The sequence below is a fragment of the Streptomyces sp. NPDC001231 genome, assembly GCF_042896885.1.
In the GTDB taxonomy this organism is placed as follows: domain Bacteria; phylum Actinomycetota; class Actinomycetes; order Streptomycetales; family Streptomycetaceae; genus Streptomyces.
This window is the reverse complement of sequence record NZ_JBIAXS010000010.1, coordinates 102,839-118,678: the sequence shown is the minus strand read 5'-3', so window position 1 is coordinate 118,678 and position 15,840 is coordinate 102,839. Positions and strand designations below refer to the sequence as shown.

The window sequence follows — 15,840 nt, the reverse complement described above, 5'->3', positions numbered from 1 at the left end:
TCGCCGATAATGGGGACGAGCCTGTCGGGCGGCTCGGCCGCCAGCGAGGAGCGAGATGAACGGGTTCGACCCCGCCGGCGCCCTTGCCCTCGGCGCCGTGGCAGCCGCCGTGCTCGACGAAGCCGGAACCGTCGTGCGGTGGTCCCGCGCGGCGGCCGACCTCCTGGGCCACCCGGCCGCGCACGTCTGCGGCCGCCCGGTCGGGGAACTTCTCGCCGATGCCCCCGACGAGCCCCACCACTGCGCGCTCGCGGCGGACGGGTTTCCGGCCGCCGGCCGGACACGGTTGCGGCACCGCTCGGGCCGTGCCGTGGAGGTCGCCTTCCGGATCGTGCGCCTGGAGGGATCCTCCGAGCTGCTGGCCCTGGCCGCCCCCGCGGCCGACACGACCGAGCGGGAACAGGGCCTGTCCCTGCTGCGCGCGCTCTTCGCCCAGGCCCGGATGGGGGTCACCCTCCGCGACACGGACCTGGCCCTCGTCCGGACCAACATCACCCTCGAGACGCTCGGCGGACCTCCCGGCGCCGTCGGCGTGAAGATGAGGGAGGTGGCCAACGCCAGGAACACCGAAGCCGCGAAGGCGGCCCTGCGCCGGGTGCTGGAGACGGGCACGCCGCTGATCGGCGAAGCACAGGACGTGCGCTCACCGCTCCTCCCCGGGCACCGGACGCTCTCCCTGTCCGCCTTCCGGCTGGAGGACGCGCGGGGGGAGCCCGCGGGCGTCGTCACGCTGGTCACCGACATCTCCGAGCAGCAGCGGACCCGCGACCACCTGGACCTGCTGCGCCACGCCTCCACCCGCATCGGTGGCTCACTGGACGTCGTGCGCACCGCGCAGGACCTGGTCGACGTCCTCGTCCCCGCGCTCGGGGACCTTGCCTGGGTGGAGCTGGCGGACCCCGTCATCGAGGGGGACGAGCCCGCCAATGTGCTCGGCGGCGCCTGGCTGAGCTGGCGGCGGGTCGCGGTCGCCTCGGCCGACGGGACGTGGCCCTCCCGGCTGCTGCAGAAGGGCGCGGCGGCGCCCCGGCAACCGGACATGCCCACCCTGCTCGCGGTCCAGCGCGGTGACGTCGTCGTCGTCGACAGCGAGACGATCAGCGCCATGTTCGGCGAGCCGCACCTGATCGACTTGCTGGTGCCGGAGAACGCGCGTTGGCTCGCCGTGGCACCGCTGTTCGCGCGTGGCACGGTGCTCGGCGTCGTCGGGATCAGCCGCAACGAGGAGGGGGAGCCCTTCGACGAGGACGAGGCGGACCTGCTGAAGAAGATCGCGTCCAGGGCCGCGCTCAGCGTCGACAACGCCCGCCGTTACACACGGGAGCACCGTGCCGCCGTCGCGCTCCAAAGGCGCCTCCTCCCACGCGCGACCACCGAGACGCCGGCTGCCGAGACCGTCGGCGTCTACCGGCCCGCGGGCGGCGGAGCGGAGATCAGCGGCGACTGGTTCGACGTCCTCTCGCTGCCCTCGCTGCGGGCCGCGTTCGTCGTCGGCGACGTCATCGGTCACGGCCTGCACGCCACCGCCACCATGGGCCGGCTGCGCACCGCCGTGCAGACCCTGGCCGACCTGGAATTCGACTGCGACGAACTACTCACCCACCTCGACGACCTGGTGCAGCGACTCGCGGGCGAGGCCGCCCCCGAGAACCGGGACACCGTCGGCGCCACCTGCCTGTACGCCCTCTACGATCCGGTCGCCCACCGCTGCACCGTCGCCAGTGCCGGACATCCGGTGCCCGTCGTCTCCCCCTGCGACGGCACTGCCCGACCCGTGGACCTCTCTCCCGGACCGCCCCTGGGCGTCGGCGGCATGCCCTTCGAGACCGCCTCGCTCGATCTGGCGCCCGGCAGTGTCCTCGTCCTGTACACCGACGGACTGATCAAGGGCGACGACGGCGACACCGACGCCGGACTGCGACGGCTGACCGAGCGCCTCGCCGCCCACTGCCGTCCCGGCCGGCCGCTGGACGAGATCGGCCGAGCGCTCCTCGCCGGCCTCGACGACCATCCGCCCAGGGACGACATCGCGCTGCTGCTCGTCCGCACCCGCGTGGTCCCCGCGGAGTCCGTCGCCGACTGGGAGTTCCCCGCGGACCCCGCCAGCGTGTCCGACGCCCGGGTGGCCACCACCCGTCAGTTGGCCGCGTGGGGGCTCGACGACATCGCCTTCAGCACCGAGCTCATGGTCAGCGAACTGGTCACCAACGCCGTCCGCTACGCCGGCGGCCCCATCGGGCTGCGGCTGATCCACGAGGACGTCCTGGTCTGCGAGGTCAGCGACCCGAGCAACACCCAGCCCCGCCTGCGCCGGGCCCACACCACCGACGAAGGAGGCCGGGGCCTGTTCCTCGTCGCCCAGCTCAGCACCCGCTGGGGCAGCCGTTACAGCCAGCGGGGGAAGACCATCTGGGCCGAACAGGCGGTCAGCCCCGGTCCGGATCAGCTCATGTTCTCCTCGATGATTCCGATGTGAGGCGGCATCAGCGATCCCGCGTCGCCGGGCCGTTCTCCAGCAGGGCGAGTGAGGCGGTGGTGGCTTTGTCGGCGTCGCCTTCGGCGATGGCCGCGGCGAGGGTGTTGTGCCAGGTGTCCCGTCCCTGGGTGAAGACGTTCAGGCAGCGGTCGTCGCGGATGCTGTCGGCCAGTGCCCTGGTGAAGGTCGAGTAGAGCTCGACGAGGAGTTCGTTGTGGGACGCGCGGGCGACGTGGAGGTGGAAGTCGACGTCGGCGGCGACGAAGGCGGCTTCGTCGCCCGCGGTTCCGGCCGCGGCGCGTCGGGTGAGCGCGTCGTCGAGGGCGGTGATGTCGTGCGGGGTGCGGCGGGTGGCGGCGAGTCCGGCGGCGAGGATGTCCAGGCCGCGGCGGACTTCGAGGACGTCGCCGTCGTGGGCGTCGTCGAGCCGGCGTCGTAGGGCGACGTCGGTCGCGTCCCTGGCGGCCACGTAGGTGCCGTCGCCCTGGCGGGTGGTGAGCAGTCCCATCCGGGCCAGACCGTGGACGGCGGCACGCACCGATACGCGGCTGAGGCCGAGCCGTTCGGCCAGCTCACCCTCCGACGGCAGCCGCCGGCCGACCTCCCAGCGGCCGCTCTCGATCTCCGCCTGCAGCTGCCCATCGGCGCGGGCCTGCTGCTCGACCACGCCGGCGTGGTCGCTGTCTTCGTCCTGACCGCCGTGATGTACGGGGTGATGGCCATCGCCGTCCGCTTCGCCCCCGAAACCCACGGCCGCCCCCTCGAAGACATCAACGTGGAGGCCTCTTCGCCGGCCGCCGCCTGACCCGCCCACCGGCCGTGCGCAACGTCCCGCCCGGCCGGTCCGGCACCCCGTACCAACCAACCCTGATGTGAAACACCGTCAGAAATGTCAAGGAGAGATGATGGACCGTCTGCATGTCTCGGCTACTTCGCACTGGCCGAACTACCTGCCCGAGTACGTTGCCCGGGAGTTCGGTTTCTACGAGGAGGAGGGGATCGACTTCTCCCGTAGCGCTCCGGACGACTGGACGCGGGTGCTGGCCGATCTGGAGGAGGGGCAGGCCCAGGTCGTTCTCGGGGGGCTGTGGGTGCCGGCGATGTACCACGGGCGTGGCCGTGAGTACCGGGCGTTCGCACAGCTGAACCACCGCAACCCGAAGGCGCTGGTGGTGCGGGAGCCGGTGTCGGACTTCGAGTGGACGGACCTCGAGGGCAGGATCGTGCTGGCCCCGGGTGCGGGCGGCACTGCGCCGTATGTGCACACCGCGGGGCTGATGCGCAAGGCCGGTGTGGACATGTCCAAGGTGCGGTTCGTACGGGACCTGTCCGGGTCGATGCTCACCGAGCTGTTCCTGGGCGGCATGGGGGACGCGCTGGTCACCGACGCCGTCAACGCCGCCTTCCTCGAGCACCGCGGGCTGGCCCACATCGCGGTCCGCTACGACCGGGCGGGCGGGCTGATGCCCAACAGCGTCTACTACACCACCCGGGCGGTCCTGGACCGGGACGACGAACTCGTCTTCCGCTTCTGCCGGGCGCTGCAGCGCTCGATCGACTGGCTCAAGACGCACAACGCCGACGAACTGGCCGGCCTGCTGGCCCGCGAGTGGCCGTCCCTGGACACCAAGGTCCTGGTCCCGGTCGTGGACGACCTGCGCGCCAGCGGCATCTGGGACGACATCCGCGTCAGCCAGGACGGCTACGCCGAGTGGCTGCGCATCCTCGCCGAGGACGGCCTCCTGGACGCCCCCGTCCCGTATGCGGACCTGATCGACGCCCGCCCCGCCGGCCAGGCCGCCGCCGAGGTGACGCCGTGACGGACCAGACGGGTACCGGCCGGGCACCCCTGCTGGTGCTGGACCGGGAGCAGGTCGCGAGTCTGCTGGATCTGGGCGAGGTGATGCACGTCGTCGAGCAGGCGCACGCGGCCCTGTCGACCGGCACGGCGCGTCAGCCCGACCGGTCCGCGATGGAACTGCCCGGCGGGGCTGGACTGCTGGTGCCGATGGTCGCCGCGGTCGACCCACTGTCCAGTGCCGGGGTCAAACTCCTCACCGACACCCCGTCCAACGCCGGTCGGGGACTGCCGGTCCAGCAGTCGGTGATCACACTCATCGATCCCGACACCGGCACCTGCGAGGCGGTCCTCAACGGCGCCCCGATCACCCTGCTGCGCACGGCGGCGGCGTCGGCCGTCGCCACCCGGCACCTGGCCCGCCAGGGTGCGGGCGTCCTCGGCCTGATCGGCGCCGGCGCGCAGGCCCGCGCCCATCTCGCCGCGCTGGCGCGGGTGATGGACATCGGCCAGGTGCTGGTGTGGAGCCGGACCCGTGCCACGGTCGAGGCGTTCGCCGAGCACGCCCGCGGGCAGGGGTACGCGGTCAAGGTCGCCGACGATCCGGAGCAGGTGGTGCGCGCGGCGGAGGTGCTGTGCACGCTGACGCCGTCGCGTGTGCCGGTGGTGCGGGGGGAGTGGTTCGGTCCGGGCCTGCACGTCAACGCGGTCGGGGCTCCGCCGCGGCCGGATCACCGGGAGATCGACACGGCGGGCATCGTCCGCAGCCGTGTCGTGGTCGACAGTTTCTCGGTGTCGTCCCACGAGTCCGGTGAGGTGCTGATCCCGGTGCGGGAAGGGGCGATCACCCCGGAGCACTTCCGCACCGAACTCGGTGACGTCATCACCGGCAGGGACCCCGGGCGGCGTTCCGAGGACGACATCACGCTCTACAACTCGGTCGGGGTCGGCATCCAGGACGTGGCCGCGGCCCGGCTCGTCGTCGACGCCGCCCGACGCCAGGGCATCGGCACCGAAGTGCACCTGTCCTGACCGGCTGGGGGTCCGGCGGGAACCCACCCACCCACGCAGGCCGGCCGGCCCGCTGATCGACGGGCCGGCCGGCGCCGCGGGCGACCAAAAAGCCGAAGGAGAAAAGGACCAAGATGCGCATACTGATCGCCAATGTGAACACGACCGCCTCCATGACCGAGACGATCCGTGCACAGGCCGCGGCCTCCGCCTCCCCCGGCGTCGAGATCGTGGGGCTCACCCCCGCGTTCGGGCCGGAGTCGGTGGAGGGCAACTTCGAGAGCTACCTGGCCGCCGTCGCCGTGATGGACCGGATCGTCCGCTACGACGAGCCCTACGACGCGGTGATCCAGGCCGGGTACGGCGAGCACGGCCGGGAGGGACTCCAGGAACTGCTGGACGTCCCGGTGGTGGACATCACCGAGGCGGCGGCGCAGGTCGCGATGCTGATCGGCCGTACGTACTCGGTCGTCACCACCCTGGACCGGGCCGTGCCGCAGATCCAGGACCGGCTGCTGCTGGCCGGGCTGAACGAGCGGTGTGCCTCGGTGCGGGCCTCCGGGCTGCCCGTGCTGGAGCTGGAGGCGGATCCGGCGCGCGCGGCCGACGCGATCGTGGCGGAGGCCCGCAGGGCCGTCGACGAGGACCGGGCGGAGGTGATCTGCCTGGGCTGCGGCGGTATGGCCGAGCTCGACCAGAAGATCAGTGCCGCCACGGGCGTCCCCGTCGTCGACGGTGTCGCCGCCGCGGTCACCCTGGCCGAAGGGCTCGTCCGGCTCGGCCTCAGCACCAGCAAGGTGCGCAGCTACGCACCGCCGAGGCCCAAGACCGTGACGGGCTGGCCGATCGTGCGGTAACGGGTCGCGGGGCGCCTCCGAGTGCCGGAAGTACGCGGCGGCGCGTTGCCGTGTCTGCCGGTGACCGTTCACGCGCCGTCGTACGGTGTGGGCATGGCCCCTCCGCTTCCGGGTCCGCTGGCGCACCTGGCACCGCTGCTCAGCCACTACGGCTACTGGGCCGTCGGCGCCGTGGTCCTCGTGGAGGACTTCGGCGTTCCCGCCCCGGGTGAGACGATCCTGATCGCGGCCGGGGTGTACGCCGGGGCCGGGCAGCTCGACGTCGTGGCCGTGGCCCTGATCGCGTTCGCCGCGGCCGTCCTCGGGGACAACATCGGCTACCTCGTCGGCCACTTCGGCGGACGCCCCTTCGTGCACCGCTGGGGCCGGTACATCTTCCTGACGCCGGAGCGGTTCGCGGCGGCCGAGCGGTTCTTCGGCCGGCACGGCGGCAAGATCGTCGTGGTGGCCCGGTTCATCGAGGGCCTGCGCCAGGCCAACGGCATCATCGCCGGCACCACGGGCATGCACTGGCTCCGCTTCCTCGCCTTCAACGCGCTCGGCGCGGCGCTGTGGGTCGGCCTGTGGGTGACCCTCGCCTACGCCGCGGGCAAGCACATCGACACCGTCTACGACGAGATCCGCCGCTACGAGTTTTACGTGCTCGTGGCACTCGGGGTCCTCGTCGTCGCGCTGATCGTGCGGCACCTGCTGCGGCGCAGGCGGCGCGAGGACTGACACGCATGCTGTCCACGGGGCACGGACACACCCGCCGGCCCGTGGACACATGTGCTCCCCACGGGCGCGCACGCCCACTACCGGCACCGGCCTTACGGGTGCGGCGGCCGTGGGCGTCAGCGGCCGTCCCGGCCTGTGGGCTCGTTCAGCGAACCGGTGTCCCGCCCGCCGCCGTAGTGGCGCGGGGCCCGGTGCGCGTGCCGATGGTGCGTCGCGGCGCCGGTCAGGAGGCTCGCGCCCAGGCAGAAGAGCAGGGCGAGGGCGAGACCGGCGCTGAAGACCTCGAGCGTGTTCATGGTGGCGATGTGGTTGCCGAGCACCGACACCGGGTAGTGCGGGCCGCCGGACAGGTTGTCGGCGATGACCAGGCCGGTGAAGGCGGCCGTCGCCGCAAGGAGGAGCAGGCCGATGAGCAGCATGGGAGTCATCTCCTCAAGAAGTCACTCATCGAAGCGGGTACCCAACCCACCACCGACCAGCCCACGACCGGCCAGCCCACGACCGGCCAGCCCACGACCGGCCGGTCCACCACCGGCCGGGCGACGCGGCCGGCGTCCTCGGCTGCGACGGCGCCCGAACCGGGACGCCGCACACCGCCGGAAGGCCTCCGGCGGTGTGCGGCCGGTGCTGGTCTCCGCCTCAGGCGGCCAGCACCTTCTCCAGTGAGGCGAGGGCCGAGCGCAGCTCCTCCTCGGTGATGGTCAGCGGCGGCGCCAGCCGGATCGTGGAACCGTGGGTGTCCTTGGCCAGGACACCCTCCCGCATCAGGCGCTCGCCGATCTCCCGCCCGGTGCCGATCGCCGGATCCACGTCCACGCCCGCCCACAGGCCCCGTGAGCGGAAGCCGACGACACCCCGGCCGACCAGCTGGAGGAGCCCCTCGTGCAGCACCTTGCCCAGCTCCGCCGCCCGGTGCTGGAACTCGCCCGTCTCCAGGAGCCCGACCACCGCCGTGCCGACCGCCGCGGCCAGCGGGTTGCCGCCGAACGTCGACCCGTGCTCACCGGGCCGCAGGACCCCGAGCACCTCCCGGGACCCGACGACCGCGGACACCGGCACGATGCCGCCGCCGAGGGCCTTGCCCAGCAGCAGGACGTCCGGGACGACGTCCTCGTGCTCGACGGCGAGGGTGCGCCCGGTGCGGCCGAGGCCCGACTGGATCTCGTCCGCGACGAACAGGCAGCCCGCCCGGCGGGTCAGCTCCCGTACGCCGGCGAGGTAGCCGTCGTCGGGGATGAGCACGCCGGCCTCGCCCTGGATCGGCTCGATCAGCACCGCCGCCGTCGTCTCGTCGATCGCCGCCTCCAGGGCCGCCAGATCGTTGTACGGGACGATCTTGAAACCCGGAGTGAACGGCCCGAAGCCCGACCGTGCCGTCTCGTCCGTCGAGAAGCTGACGATCGTCGTCGTACGGCCGTGGAAGTTGTCCGCCGCGACCACGATCGTCGCCCGGTCGGCCGGGACGCCCTTGACCTCGTACGCCCACTTGCGGGCGACCTTGATGCCGCTCTCCACCGCCTCCGCGCCGGTGTTCATCGGCAGCACCATGTCCTGCCCCGTCAGCGCCGCCAGCCGCTCGGCGAACTCGGCGAGGCGGTCGTTGTGGAACGCCCGCGAGGTCAGGGTGAGCCGGTCGAGCTGGCGGTGGGCGGCCTCGGTCAGCACGGGGTGGCGGTGACCGAAGTTGAGCGCCGAGTAACCGGCCAGCATGTCGAGGTAGCGGCGCCCCTCGACGTCCTCCACCCAGGTGCCCTCGGCGCCGGCCACGACGACGGGCAGCGGGTGGTAGTTGTGCGCGAGGACCGGCTCCTCGGCCCGGATCAGCTCTGCGGAGGTACGGGTACGGGCAGGTGCGGTCATCAGCGGATCTCCTGGGTGCAGCACTTGATTCCGCCGCCGGCCTTGTGGAACTCGGACAGGTCGACGGGGACGGGGACGTAGCCGCGGTCGGCGAGCTGCTCGGCCAGGGCCGTGGCCCCGGGCGAGATGAAGACGTGGTGTCCGTCCGAGACGGAGTTCAGACCGAAGGACATGGCGTCCTCGCGGGTGGCGATCAGCGCGTCCGGGTACAGCCTGGCGAGCACCTCGCGGCTGCCCGGCGAGAACGCGTCCGGGTAGTACGCGATGTTCCCCTCGCCCTCGTCGTCGAGGACGAACAGCGCCGTGTCCAGGTGGTAGAAGTACGGGTCCACCAGGGTCAGGCCGATCACCGGGGCGCCGAGGAACTCCTGTGCCTCCCGATGGGCCTCACGGGTGGTGCGGAAGCCGGTGCCGGCGAGGATCCAGCGGCCGGCAGGCACGAAGTCGCCCTCGCCCTCGCACACCGACTCGGGACGGTAGACGTCGAAGCCGGCCGACTTGAACCACGTGTCGTAGGGAAGGGACTCCGGACGGCGCTCGGGCGCGTGGAAGAGGGAGCCGAAGACGCGGCCGTCCACGACCACCGCCGCGTTGGCGGCGAAGACCATGTCGGGCAGGCCGGGCACGGCCTCCACGGTGTCGACGGTGTGGCCGTGGGCGCGGTAGAGGCGCGTCAGCTCGTGCCACTGCGCCTGGGCCAGGGACGCGTCCACGGGGACGTCGGGACGCATCCAGGGGTTGATCGCGTACTGCACGGCGAAGTGTCTGGGTTCGCAGACGAGGAAGCGCCGCCGGCGCGGCACACGGGTTTCGGGCACAGAGGGGTCCCTCCGCTTCCTGGGTGTCGACTGGGGTTGACTCAAAGGTAGGAAGTGGCGAAGACGGACGACAAGAAACAAAAGCTGCGCGTTGGAGCAGCAATGCTGCGTGTATCCGGGGCTCAGCGCACGTCTGCTGCGTCCTGTGGGGCAGGCTGGCTGGCGCCCGCCTCAGGACTGTCCGGCAGCAGATGGGACAGCACCATCACGCTGATCGTCTTGCGGATGAACGGCTCGGTACGGATGCGTTCCAGCACCTCCTCGAAGTGCTCCACGTCCCGCGCCCGCACGTGCAGCAGCGCGTCCGCGCCGCCGGTCACCGTCATCGCCGCCGTGATCTCCGGATGGTGGCGCACCACCTCGGCCAGCCGCCGTGGCGGAGCCGCGCCCTCGCAGTACACCTCGACGTACGCCTCCGTGCGCCAGCCCAGCGCCACAGGCTTCACCGTGGCCGTGAACCCGGTGATCACGCCGCTCTCGCGCAGCCGGTCCACGCGCCGCTTGACGGCCGTCGCGGACAGGCCGATGGCGGCGCCGATCTCGGCGAAACTGCTGCGGGCGTTCGCCATCAGAGCGGTGAGGATCTTCCGGTCGAGTTCGTCGAACGGTGCCTGCCTGCTGTTCATGGCGGCACTGTATCCAGCGCGGACGCCGCTGCCCGGCACATGTCACAGCGTGCTTTTCGCCCCTACACTCCACGTTCATGCTGCGCGCCCTCGCCGTCGACGACGAACGCCCCTCGCTCGAGGAACTGCTGTACCTCCTGAACGCCGATCCCCGGATCGCCGGCGTGGAGGGCGCAGGCGACGCGACCGAGGCGCTGCGCCGTATCAACCGGGCGCTGGAGTCCGGCCCGGACGGACCCGACGCGATCGACGTCGTCTTCCTCGACATCCACATGCCGGGCCTCGACGGCCTCGACCTGGCCCGGCTGCTGAACGGGTTCGCCCAGCCGCCGCTGATCGTGTTCGTCACCGCCCACGAGGACTTCGCCGTGCAGGCCTTCGACCTCAAGGCCGTCGACTACGTGCTCAAGCCCGTCCGCAAGGAACGCCTCGCCGAGGCCGTCCGCCGCGCCGCCCAACTGCGCGGCGCCGCCCCGCGGATACCCGTCAGCGAGCCCGATCCCGACCATCTGCCCGTCGAACTCGGCGGGGTGACCCGGTTCGTGGCCGTCGAGGACATCACCCACGTCGAGGCGCACGGTGACTACGCCCGGCTGCACACCGGCAAGGGCAGCCACCTCGTGCGCATCCCGCTGTCCACCCTGGAGGAGCGCTGGCGCGCCCGCGGCTTCGTCCGCATCCACCGCCGGTACCTGGTGGCCCTGCGTCACATCGGTGAACTCCGCCTGGACGCGGGCACCGTGAGCGTCCTGGTCGGCACCGAGGAACTCCAGGTCAGCCGACGGCACGCGCGGGAACTGCGCGAGCTGCTGATACGCCGGACCGCGCGCTAGGGAGCCGTACGTCATGCCGCAGGACCCGACCGAACGCCGTGTCGTCGTCACCGGGCCGCCCCGCCGCACCCGCCGGGCCCCGGGCCACTACCGTCCGCGCACGGAGATCGACGAGCAGACCACCCTCGGCCACACCTACGTCCGCTCCCTGATGCGCAGCCAACTGCGGGCCGCCCTCACGGTGTTCGCGGTGCTCGTGCTCCTCGTCGGCCCGCTGCCGCTGGTGTTCGCCGCGGCCCCCGACGCCCGCCGGCTGAAGTGGGCGGTCCTCGGCTTCGGCCTCTACGCCCCGCTGGTGCTCCTCGCCCGCTGGTACGTGCGCCGCGCCGAGCGCAACGAACGCGACTTCGTACGGCTCGTCGGAGACCGCTGACCGCCGTGAACTCCGCCTACACCGTCCCCGCCGTCGCCCTCGTCGTGGTGGCCACCATCCTCGTCGGCGCCTTCGGCCTGCGCATCTCCCGCACCACCTCCGACTTCTACGTCGCCTCCCGCACCGTGGGCCCGCGCCTGAACGCGGCCGCCATCAGCGGCGAGTACCTCTCCGCGGCCTCGTTCCTGGGCATAGCCGGACTGGTCCTCGTCCAGGGCGCCGACATGCTGTGGTACCCGGTCGGCTACACGGCCGGCTACCTGGTCCTGCTCCTGTTCGTCGCCGCCCCGCTGCGCCGGTCCGGGGCCTACACGCTGCCCGACTTCGCCGAGGCCCGGCTCGCCTCCCAGGGCGTGCGGCGGCTCGCGGGCGCCTTCGTCGTCGGCGTCGGCTGGCTGTACCTGCTGCCGCAACTCCAGGGAGCCGGACTCACCCTGGCGGTACTGACCGGGGCGCCCGCCGCGCTCGGCGGAGTGATCGTCGCCGTCGTCGTGGTGGCCATCGTCGCCGCGGGCGGGATGCGCAGCATCACCTTCGTCCAGGCCTTCCAGTACTGGCTGAAACTGACCGCACTGCTCGTCCCCGCCCTCTTCCTCGTCCTCGCCTGGCAGGGGGACGGGGCGCCACGCCGCGCCTACGACGAGCCGGCCGCCTTCCGCGAGCAGCGCACCGTGCGCGTCGCGGAAACCCTCGACCTCAGGCTGGAGAGCCCGCTGACCGTCACCGTGACCGGCACCGTCGACGGCCGCGCCCACCACGAGCGGCGGGTGAGCCTGCCGGCCGGGACGCACCGCGTCGAGGGCGGCACCCGGCTCACCTTCGCCCGGGGTGCCCGGGTCCCGGTGGCCGAGCGCGGCGGCAGCGGCGGCATGTCCACCTCACTGACCGCGGGCCGTGAGGAACGCCCGCTGTACGCCACCTACGGGCTGATCCTCGCCACCTTCCTCGGCACCATGGGCCTGCCGCACGTCGTCGTCCGCTTCTACACCAGCCCGCATGGCGTGGCCGCCCGCCGCACCACGGTGGCCGTGCTCGGCCTGATCGGCGCCTTCTACCTGCTGCCCCCGGTGTACGGCGCCCTCGGCCGCCTCTACGCCCCCGAACTCACCCTCACCGGGAGCGCGGACGCCGCCGTGCTGCTGCTGCCCGACCGGGTGATCGGCGGCCTCGGCGGGGACCTGCTGGGCGCGCTGGTCGCGGGCGGCGCGTTCGCGGCGTTCCTGTCGACCGCCTCCGGCCTGACCATGGCGGTGGCCGGGGTGCTCACCCAGGACGTGCTGCCCTCGCGCGGCGTACGCCACTTCCGGCTCGGCACCGTGCTCGCCATGGCCGTACCGCTCGCGGCGAGCGTCCTGGTCGGCGGACTGCCCGTCGCCGACGCCGTCGGGCTCGCCTTCGCGGTGTCCGCCTCCTCCTTCTGCCCGCTGCTCGTCCTCGGCATCTGGTGGCGGCGGCTCACCCCGCCCGGCGCGGCCGCCGGGATGCTGGCGGGCGGCGGCGCCGCTCTCGTCGCCGTCGCCGTGACCATGGCGGGCTTCCCGGGCACCGGGCCGCTGCACGCGCTGCTCGCCTGGCCCGCCCTGTGGTCGGTGCCGCTGGGCTTCCTCACCATGGTGCTGGTGTCCCTGGCCACGCCCGGCCGGGTGCCGGCCGGCACCGCGGCCGTCCTGGCCCGGTTCCACCTGCCCGAGCAGCTGCGGGCGGAGGTGAAGGGATGAGCGGCTTCCTCGCCGGACTGTGCGTGGCCGTGCTGCCGCTGCTCGCCGCCGGGTACTGGCTCGGCCGGCGCACCGCCCGCCCGCAGACCCTCGGCGGGCTCGGCACCCCCGTCGAGCACGCCACCTTCCAGACCCTGCACGCCGCCTCGCTCGCGGCACCCCCGCTGCGGGCCGGGCTGACGGAGGAGACCGCCCGCAAGTCGGCCCGCCGGCTGCGCTCCCTGCTCGGCACCGACGCCCTGTGCCTCACGGACGACGCGCGGGTCCTCGCCTGGGACGGCGTGGGCGGCCACCACCGCACCGAGATCATGGAACGCCTCACGGGGCCCCTGGAGACCGGCCGCGGCGAGGCCTTCCGGCTCACCTGCCGGACGCCGGACTGCCCGGTGCGCTGGGCCGTCGTCACCCCGCTCACCGTCGACGACCGCGTCCACGGCGCCCTCGTCGCCTGCGCGCCCCGCGAGTCGGCCGTGCTGGCCCGCGCCGCGGCCGAGGTCGCCCGCTGGGTCTCCGTGCAACTGGAGCTCGCGGACCTCGACCGGTCCCGCACCCGGCTCATCGAGGCCGAGATCAAGGCCCTGCGCGCGCAGATCTCCCCGCACTTCATCTTCAACTCGCTCGCGGTGATCGCCTCGTTCGTCCGCACCGACCCCGAGCGGGCGCGGGACCTGCTGCTGGAGTTCGCCGACTTCACCCGCTACTCGTTCCGCAGGCACGGCGACTTCACCACGCTCGCCGACGAACTCCACGCCATCGAGCACTACCTGGCGCTCGTACGGGCCCGCTTCGGCGACCGCCTGTCGGTCACCCTCCAGATCGCGCCCGAGGTGCTTCCCATCGCCCTGCCGTTCCTGTGCCTGCAACCGCTGGTGGAGAACGCCGTCAAGCACGGCCTCGAGGGCAAGACCGGTACCTGCCACATCAGGATCACCGCGCGCGACGAGGGCGCCGAGGCGGTGGTCGTCATCGAGGACGACGGCGCCGGCATGGACCCCGGCCTGCTGCGCCGCATCCTCGCGGGTGAGCACAGCCCCTCCGGCGGCATCGGCCTGTCCAACGTCGACGACCGGCTCCGGCAGGTCTACGGCGACGACCACGGCCTGGTCATCGAGACCGCGCAGGGTGCGGGCATGAAGATCAGCGCCCGGCTGCCGAAGTACCAGCCGGGCGTCCACTCGGCGACGCGGCTCACCGGGGAGTGATCCCGCTCAGGTGCCGCGGGTGACGACCATGCCCAGCGTGACCAGGCCCAGCACGACCCAGCCGAACCACAGCCAGCCGTTGCCGCCGAGCGCCACCGTGTAGGCCGTCACCGCGACGAGCGCGCCGACGGTGAGCACCCCCATCGCCTTCGTGGAACCGTCCGTGGAACCGTGCATCGCGGCATCCTCCTCATGGTCCGTAACCTCCATGGTGCCCCGGTTCGGCCCATCGGCATCCCCCACAACAAGCCGCTTCCACCCTCGCCCCCACCACGGCCCGGCGAGGGGACCGCCGCGGGTGACGGCGGCGAGCCGCAGTTCCGTGAGCCCAGGCCCCTCGGCGTCGAGCCCGCGCCTCACCGTGTCCCGTTCAGGACAGGTGGTGGCGCGCGGGGGAGCAGGCCGGCCCGACCGGGGCGAGCGGTGCTCTGGCGGCTGATGGCCGCCGCGCCCGGAGGCGGGCCGGGTGGGGGCACGTCTCCGGACGGCGGTCGGGACCGCGGGGGCCGCCTGTACGCGAACGTCCGGGGCGCGGCAGCGATGCCGCGCCCCGGACCTTCCGGATGCCGATGGGCTCAGTTGCCCCGTGCGTTCAGGGACGCCAGGTACGCGTTGTACGCCTCGAGTTCCTTGTCGCCGTCGCGGTCCGCGGCGCGGTCCTTGCGGCGGGCCTGGCGTTGTTCGGATTTGTACCACTGGAAGAGCAGGGCGAGCAGCACCAGGACCGAGGGGATCTCACTGAACGCCCAGGCGATGCCGCCGGCCGCGTTCTGGTCGGTCAGGGCGTCGATGCCGAGCGAGGCGGGCGGGTTCACGAAGGTGTCGACCATGGGCGTGGTCGCCATCATCAGCGCGATGCCGAAGAACGCGTGGAAGGGCATGCCCGCGAACAGCTCCAGCATCCGCATGAGGTGACCCGGCCGGTTCGGGCCCGGGTCGACACCCATGATCGGCCAGAAGAACACCAGGCCCACCGCGAGGAAGTGCACCATCATCGCGATGTGGCCGGCCCGAGAGCCCATCAGGAAGTCGAACAGCGGCGTGAAGTACAGGGCGTACAGACTCGCGACGAACATCGGGATGGTGAAGGCGGGATGCGTGACGACCCGCAGGTACCGGCTGTGCAGCAGGGCCAGCAGCAGCTCACGCGGCCCCTTGCGGCCCCTCCCGGCCACCGGCAGGGAGCGCAGCGCCAGCGTGATCGGGCCGCCGAGCAGGATCAGGATCGGCGACAGCATGCTGATGATCATGTGCTGGACCATGTGCACGCTGAACATGACCATGCCGTAGTCGTTCAGCTTGGTGCACATCACCAGGGCCACGGTCAGCACACCGATGACGTACGCCACCGTCCGGCCCACCGGCCAGGCGTCGCCGCGCCGCCGCAGCCGCACCACACCCCAGCCGTACAGGCCGAGCCCCAGCAGGCAGGCGACGAGGAAGAACGGGTCCGCGGACCACTCGAGACCGCGTCCCAGCGTGAACGGCGGCAGATCGTTCATCATGCCGTGCCCGCTGTGATCCATCCGCCGGCTCCTGATTCGTGTGGAT

General features: G+C 72.5%; 17 protein-coding genes. 10 read left to right on the top strand and 7 right to left on the bottom strand.

Annotation, left to right across the window (positions count from 1 at the left end):
- Positions 1 to 55: 55 nt before the first annotated feature.
- Positions 56 to 2,476, top strand: a complete 2,421-nt coding sequence (locus ACFY3J_RS14645; protein WP_384181607.1) for a SpoIIE family protein phosphatase — start codon at positions 56 to 58, stop codon at positions 2,474 to 2,476.
- Positions 2,477 to 2,483: 7 nt separating this feature from the next.
- Here ACFY3J_RS14645 and ACFY3J_RS14640 read toward each other — a convergent pair whose 3' ends face one another.
- Positions 2,484 to 3,143, bottom strand: coding sequence for a FadR/GntR family transcriptional regulator (locus ACFY3J_RS14640; RefSeq protein ID WP_390840980.1), 660 nt, complete (start codon positions 3,141 to 3,143; stop codon positions 2,484 to 2,486).
- A 6-nt stretch (positions 3,144 to 3,149) separates the two neighbouring features.
- Between ACFY3J_RS14640 and ACFY3J_RS14635 the strand changes: the two genes are divergently transcribed.
- From ACFY3J_RS14635 to ACFY3J_RS14615, 5 genes are all read left to right on the top strand, one after another.
- The gene (locus ACFY3J_RS14635) at positions 3,150 to 3,281 is read left to right on the top strand and encodes a hypothetical protein (protein ID WP_384181603.1); all 132 of its coding nucleotides are present in this window, start codon (positions 3,150 to 3,152) and stop codon (positions 3,279 to 3,281) included.
- Between the two features lie 100 nt (positions 3,282 to 3,381).
- A complete protein-coding gene (locus tag ACFY3J_RS14630) occupies positions 3,382 to 4,296 on the top strand; it encodes an ABC transporter substrate-binding protein (RefSeq protein ID WP_384181601.1) in 915 nt (304 codons plus the stop codon).
- A complete protein-coding gene (locus ACFY3J_RS14625; RefSeq protein WP_384181599.1) occupies positions 4,293 to 5,306 on the top strand; it encodes an ornithine cyclodeaminase family protein in 1,014 nt (337 codons plus the stop codon). Before ACFY3J_RS14630 ends, ACFY3J_RS14625 begins: the two co-directional genes overlap by 4 nt.
- Before the next feature lie 113 nt (positions 5,307 to 5,419).
- Positions 5,420 to 6,142, top strand: a complete 723-nt coding sequence (locus ACFY3J_RS14620; protein ID WP_390840979.1) for an aspartate/glutamate racemase family protein — start codon at positions 5,420 to 5,422, stop codon at positions 6,140 to 6,142.
- A 93-nt stretch (positions 6,143 to 6,235) separates the two neighbouring features.
- Complete coding sequence (locus tag ACFY3J_RS14615) at positions 6,236 to 6,859, top strand: DedA family protein (RefSeq protein ID WP_384181597.1); 624 nt, start codon at positions 6,236 to 6,238, stop codon at positions 6,857 to 6,859.
- A 116-nt stretch (positions 6,860 to 6,975) separates the two neighbouring features.
- On the opposite strand, the gene ACFY3J_RS14610 is transcribed toward ACFY3J_RS14615, so the two are convergent.
- The 4 genes from ACFY3J_RS14610 to ACFY3J_RS14595 form a co-directional block, all read right to left on the bottom strand.
- On the bottom strand, positions 6,976 to 7,278 hold the full coding sequence (locus tag ACFY3J_RS14610; protein WP_141363173.1) for a hypothetical protein: 303 nt from the start codon (positions 7,276 to 7,278) through the stop codon (positions 6,976 to 6,978).
- 220 nt (positions 7,279 to 7,498) lie between these two features.
- Complete coding sequence (gene rocD, locus ACFY3J_RS14605) at positions 7,499 to 8,719, bottom strand: ornithine--oxo-acid transaminase (RefSeq protein WP_384181595.1); 1,221 nt, start codon at positions 8,717 to 8,719, stop codon at positions 7,499 to 7,501.
- A complete protein-coding gene (gene ddaH, locus ACFY3J_RS14600; protein ID WP_384181593.1) occupies positions 8,719 to 9,537 on the bottom strand; it encodes a dimethylargininase in 819 nt (272 codons plus the stop codon). Before ddaH ends, rocD begins: the two co-directional genes overlap by 1 nt.
- 122 nt (positions 9,538 to 9,659) lie before the next feature.
- Positions 9,660 to 10,163, bottom strand: coding sequence for an Lrp/AsnC family transcriptional regulator (locus ACFY3J_RS14595; RefSeq protein WP_225079057.1), 504 nt, complete (start codon positions 10,161 to 10,163; stop codon positions 9,660 to 9,662).
- Positions 10,164 to 10,240: 77 nt separating this feature from the next.
- On the opposite strand from ACFY3J_RS14595, the gene ACFY3J_RS14590 reads away from it, so the two are divergent.
- Genes ACFY3J_RS14590 through ACFY3J_RS14575 form a run of 4 tightly spaced genes read left to right on the top strand, consistent with a single transcriptional unit; the run spans position 10,241 to position 14,289 of the window.
- Positions 10,241 to 10,996 carry a LytR/AlgR family response regulator transcription factor gene (locus ACFY3J_RS14590; protein WP_384181590.1) on the top strand — a complete coding sequence of 252 codons (756 nt, stop codon included), beginning with the start codon at positions 10,241 to 10,243 and terminating at the stop codon, positions 10,994 to 10,996.
- A gap of 13 nt (positions 10,997 to 11,009) precedes the next feature.
- Positions 11,010 to 11,369 carry a hypothetical protein gene (locus ACFY3J_RS14585; protein ID WP_225079055.1) on the top strand — a complete coding sequence of 120 codons (360 nt, stop codon included), beginning with the start codon at positions 11,010 to 11,012 and terminating at the stop codon, positions 11,367 to 11,369.
- A gap of 5 nt (positions 11,370 to 11,374) precedes the next feature.
- A complete protein-coding gene (locus tag ACFY3J_RS14580) occupies positions 11,375 to 13,087 on the top strand; it encodes a cation acetate symporter (RefSeq protein ID WP_384181588.1) in 1,713 nt (570 codons plus the stop codon).
- Positions 13,084 to 14,289 carry a sensor histidine kinase gene (locus ACFY3J_RS14575; RefSeq protein WP_384181586.1) on the top strand — a complete coding sequence of 402 codons (1,206 nt, stop codon included), beginning with the start codon at positions 13,084 to 13,086 and terminating at the stop codon, positions 14,287 to 14,289. Before ACFY3J_RS14580 ends, ACFY3J_RS14575 begins: the two co-directional genes overlap by 4 nt.
- 6 nt (positions 14,290 to 14,295) lie before the next feature.
- Here ACFY3J_RS14575 and ACFY3J_RS14570 read toward each other — a convergent pair whose 3' ends face one another.
- Both ACFY3J_RS14570 and ACFY3J_RS14565 read right to left on the bottom strand, forming a co-directional pair.
- Entirely contained in the window at positions 14,296 to 14,466 is a 171-nt protein-coding gene (locus ACFY3J_RS14570; protein WP_225079052.1) for a hypothetical protein, read from the bottom strand.
- 398 nt (positions 14,467 to 14,864) lie between these two features.
- Positions 14,865 to 15,815 (bottom strand): cytochrome c oxidase assembly protein, encoded by a 951-nt coding sequence (locus ACFY3J_RS14565; RefSeq protein ID WP_384181584.1) that lies wholly within the window; start codon positions 15,813 to 15,815, stop codon positions 14,865 to 14,867.
- Positions 15,816 to 15,840 lie beyond the last annotated feature (25 nt).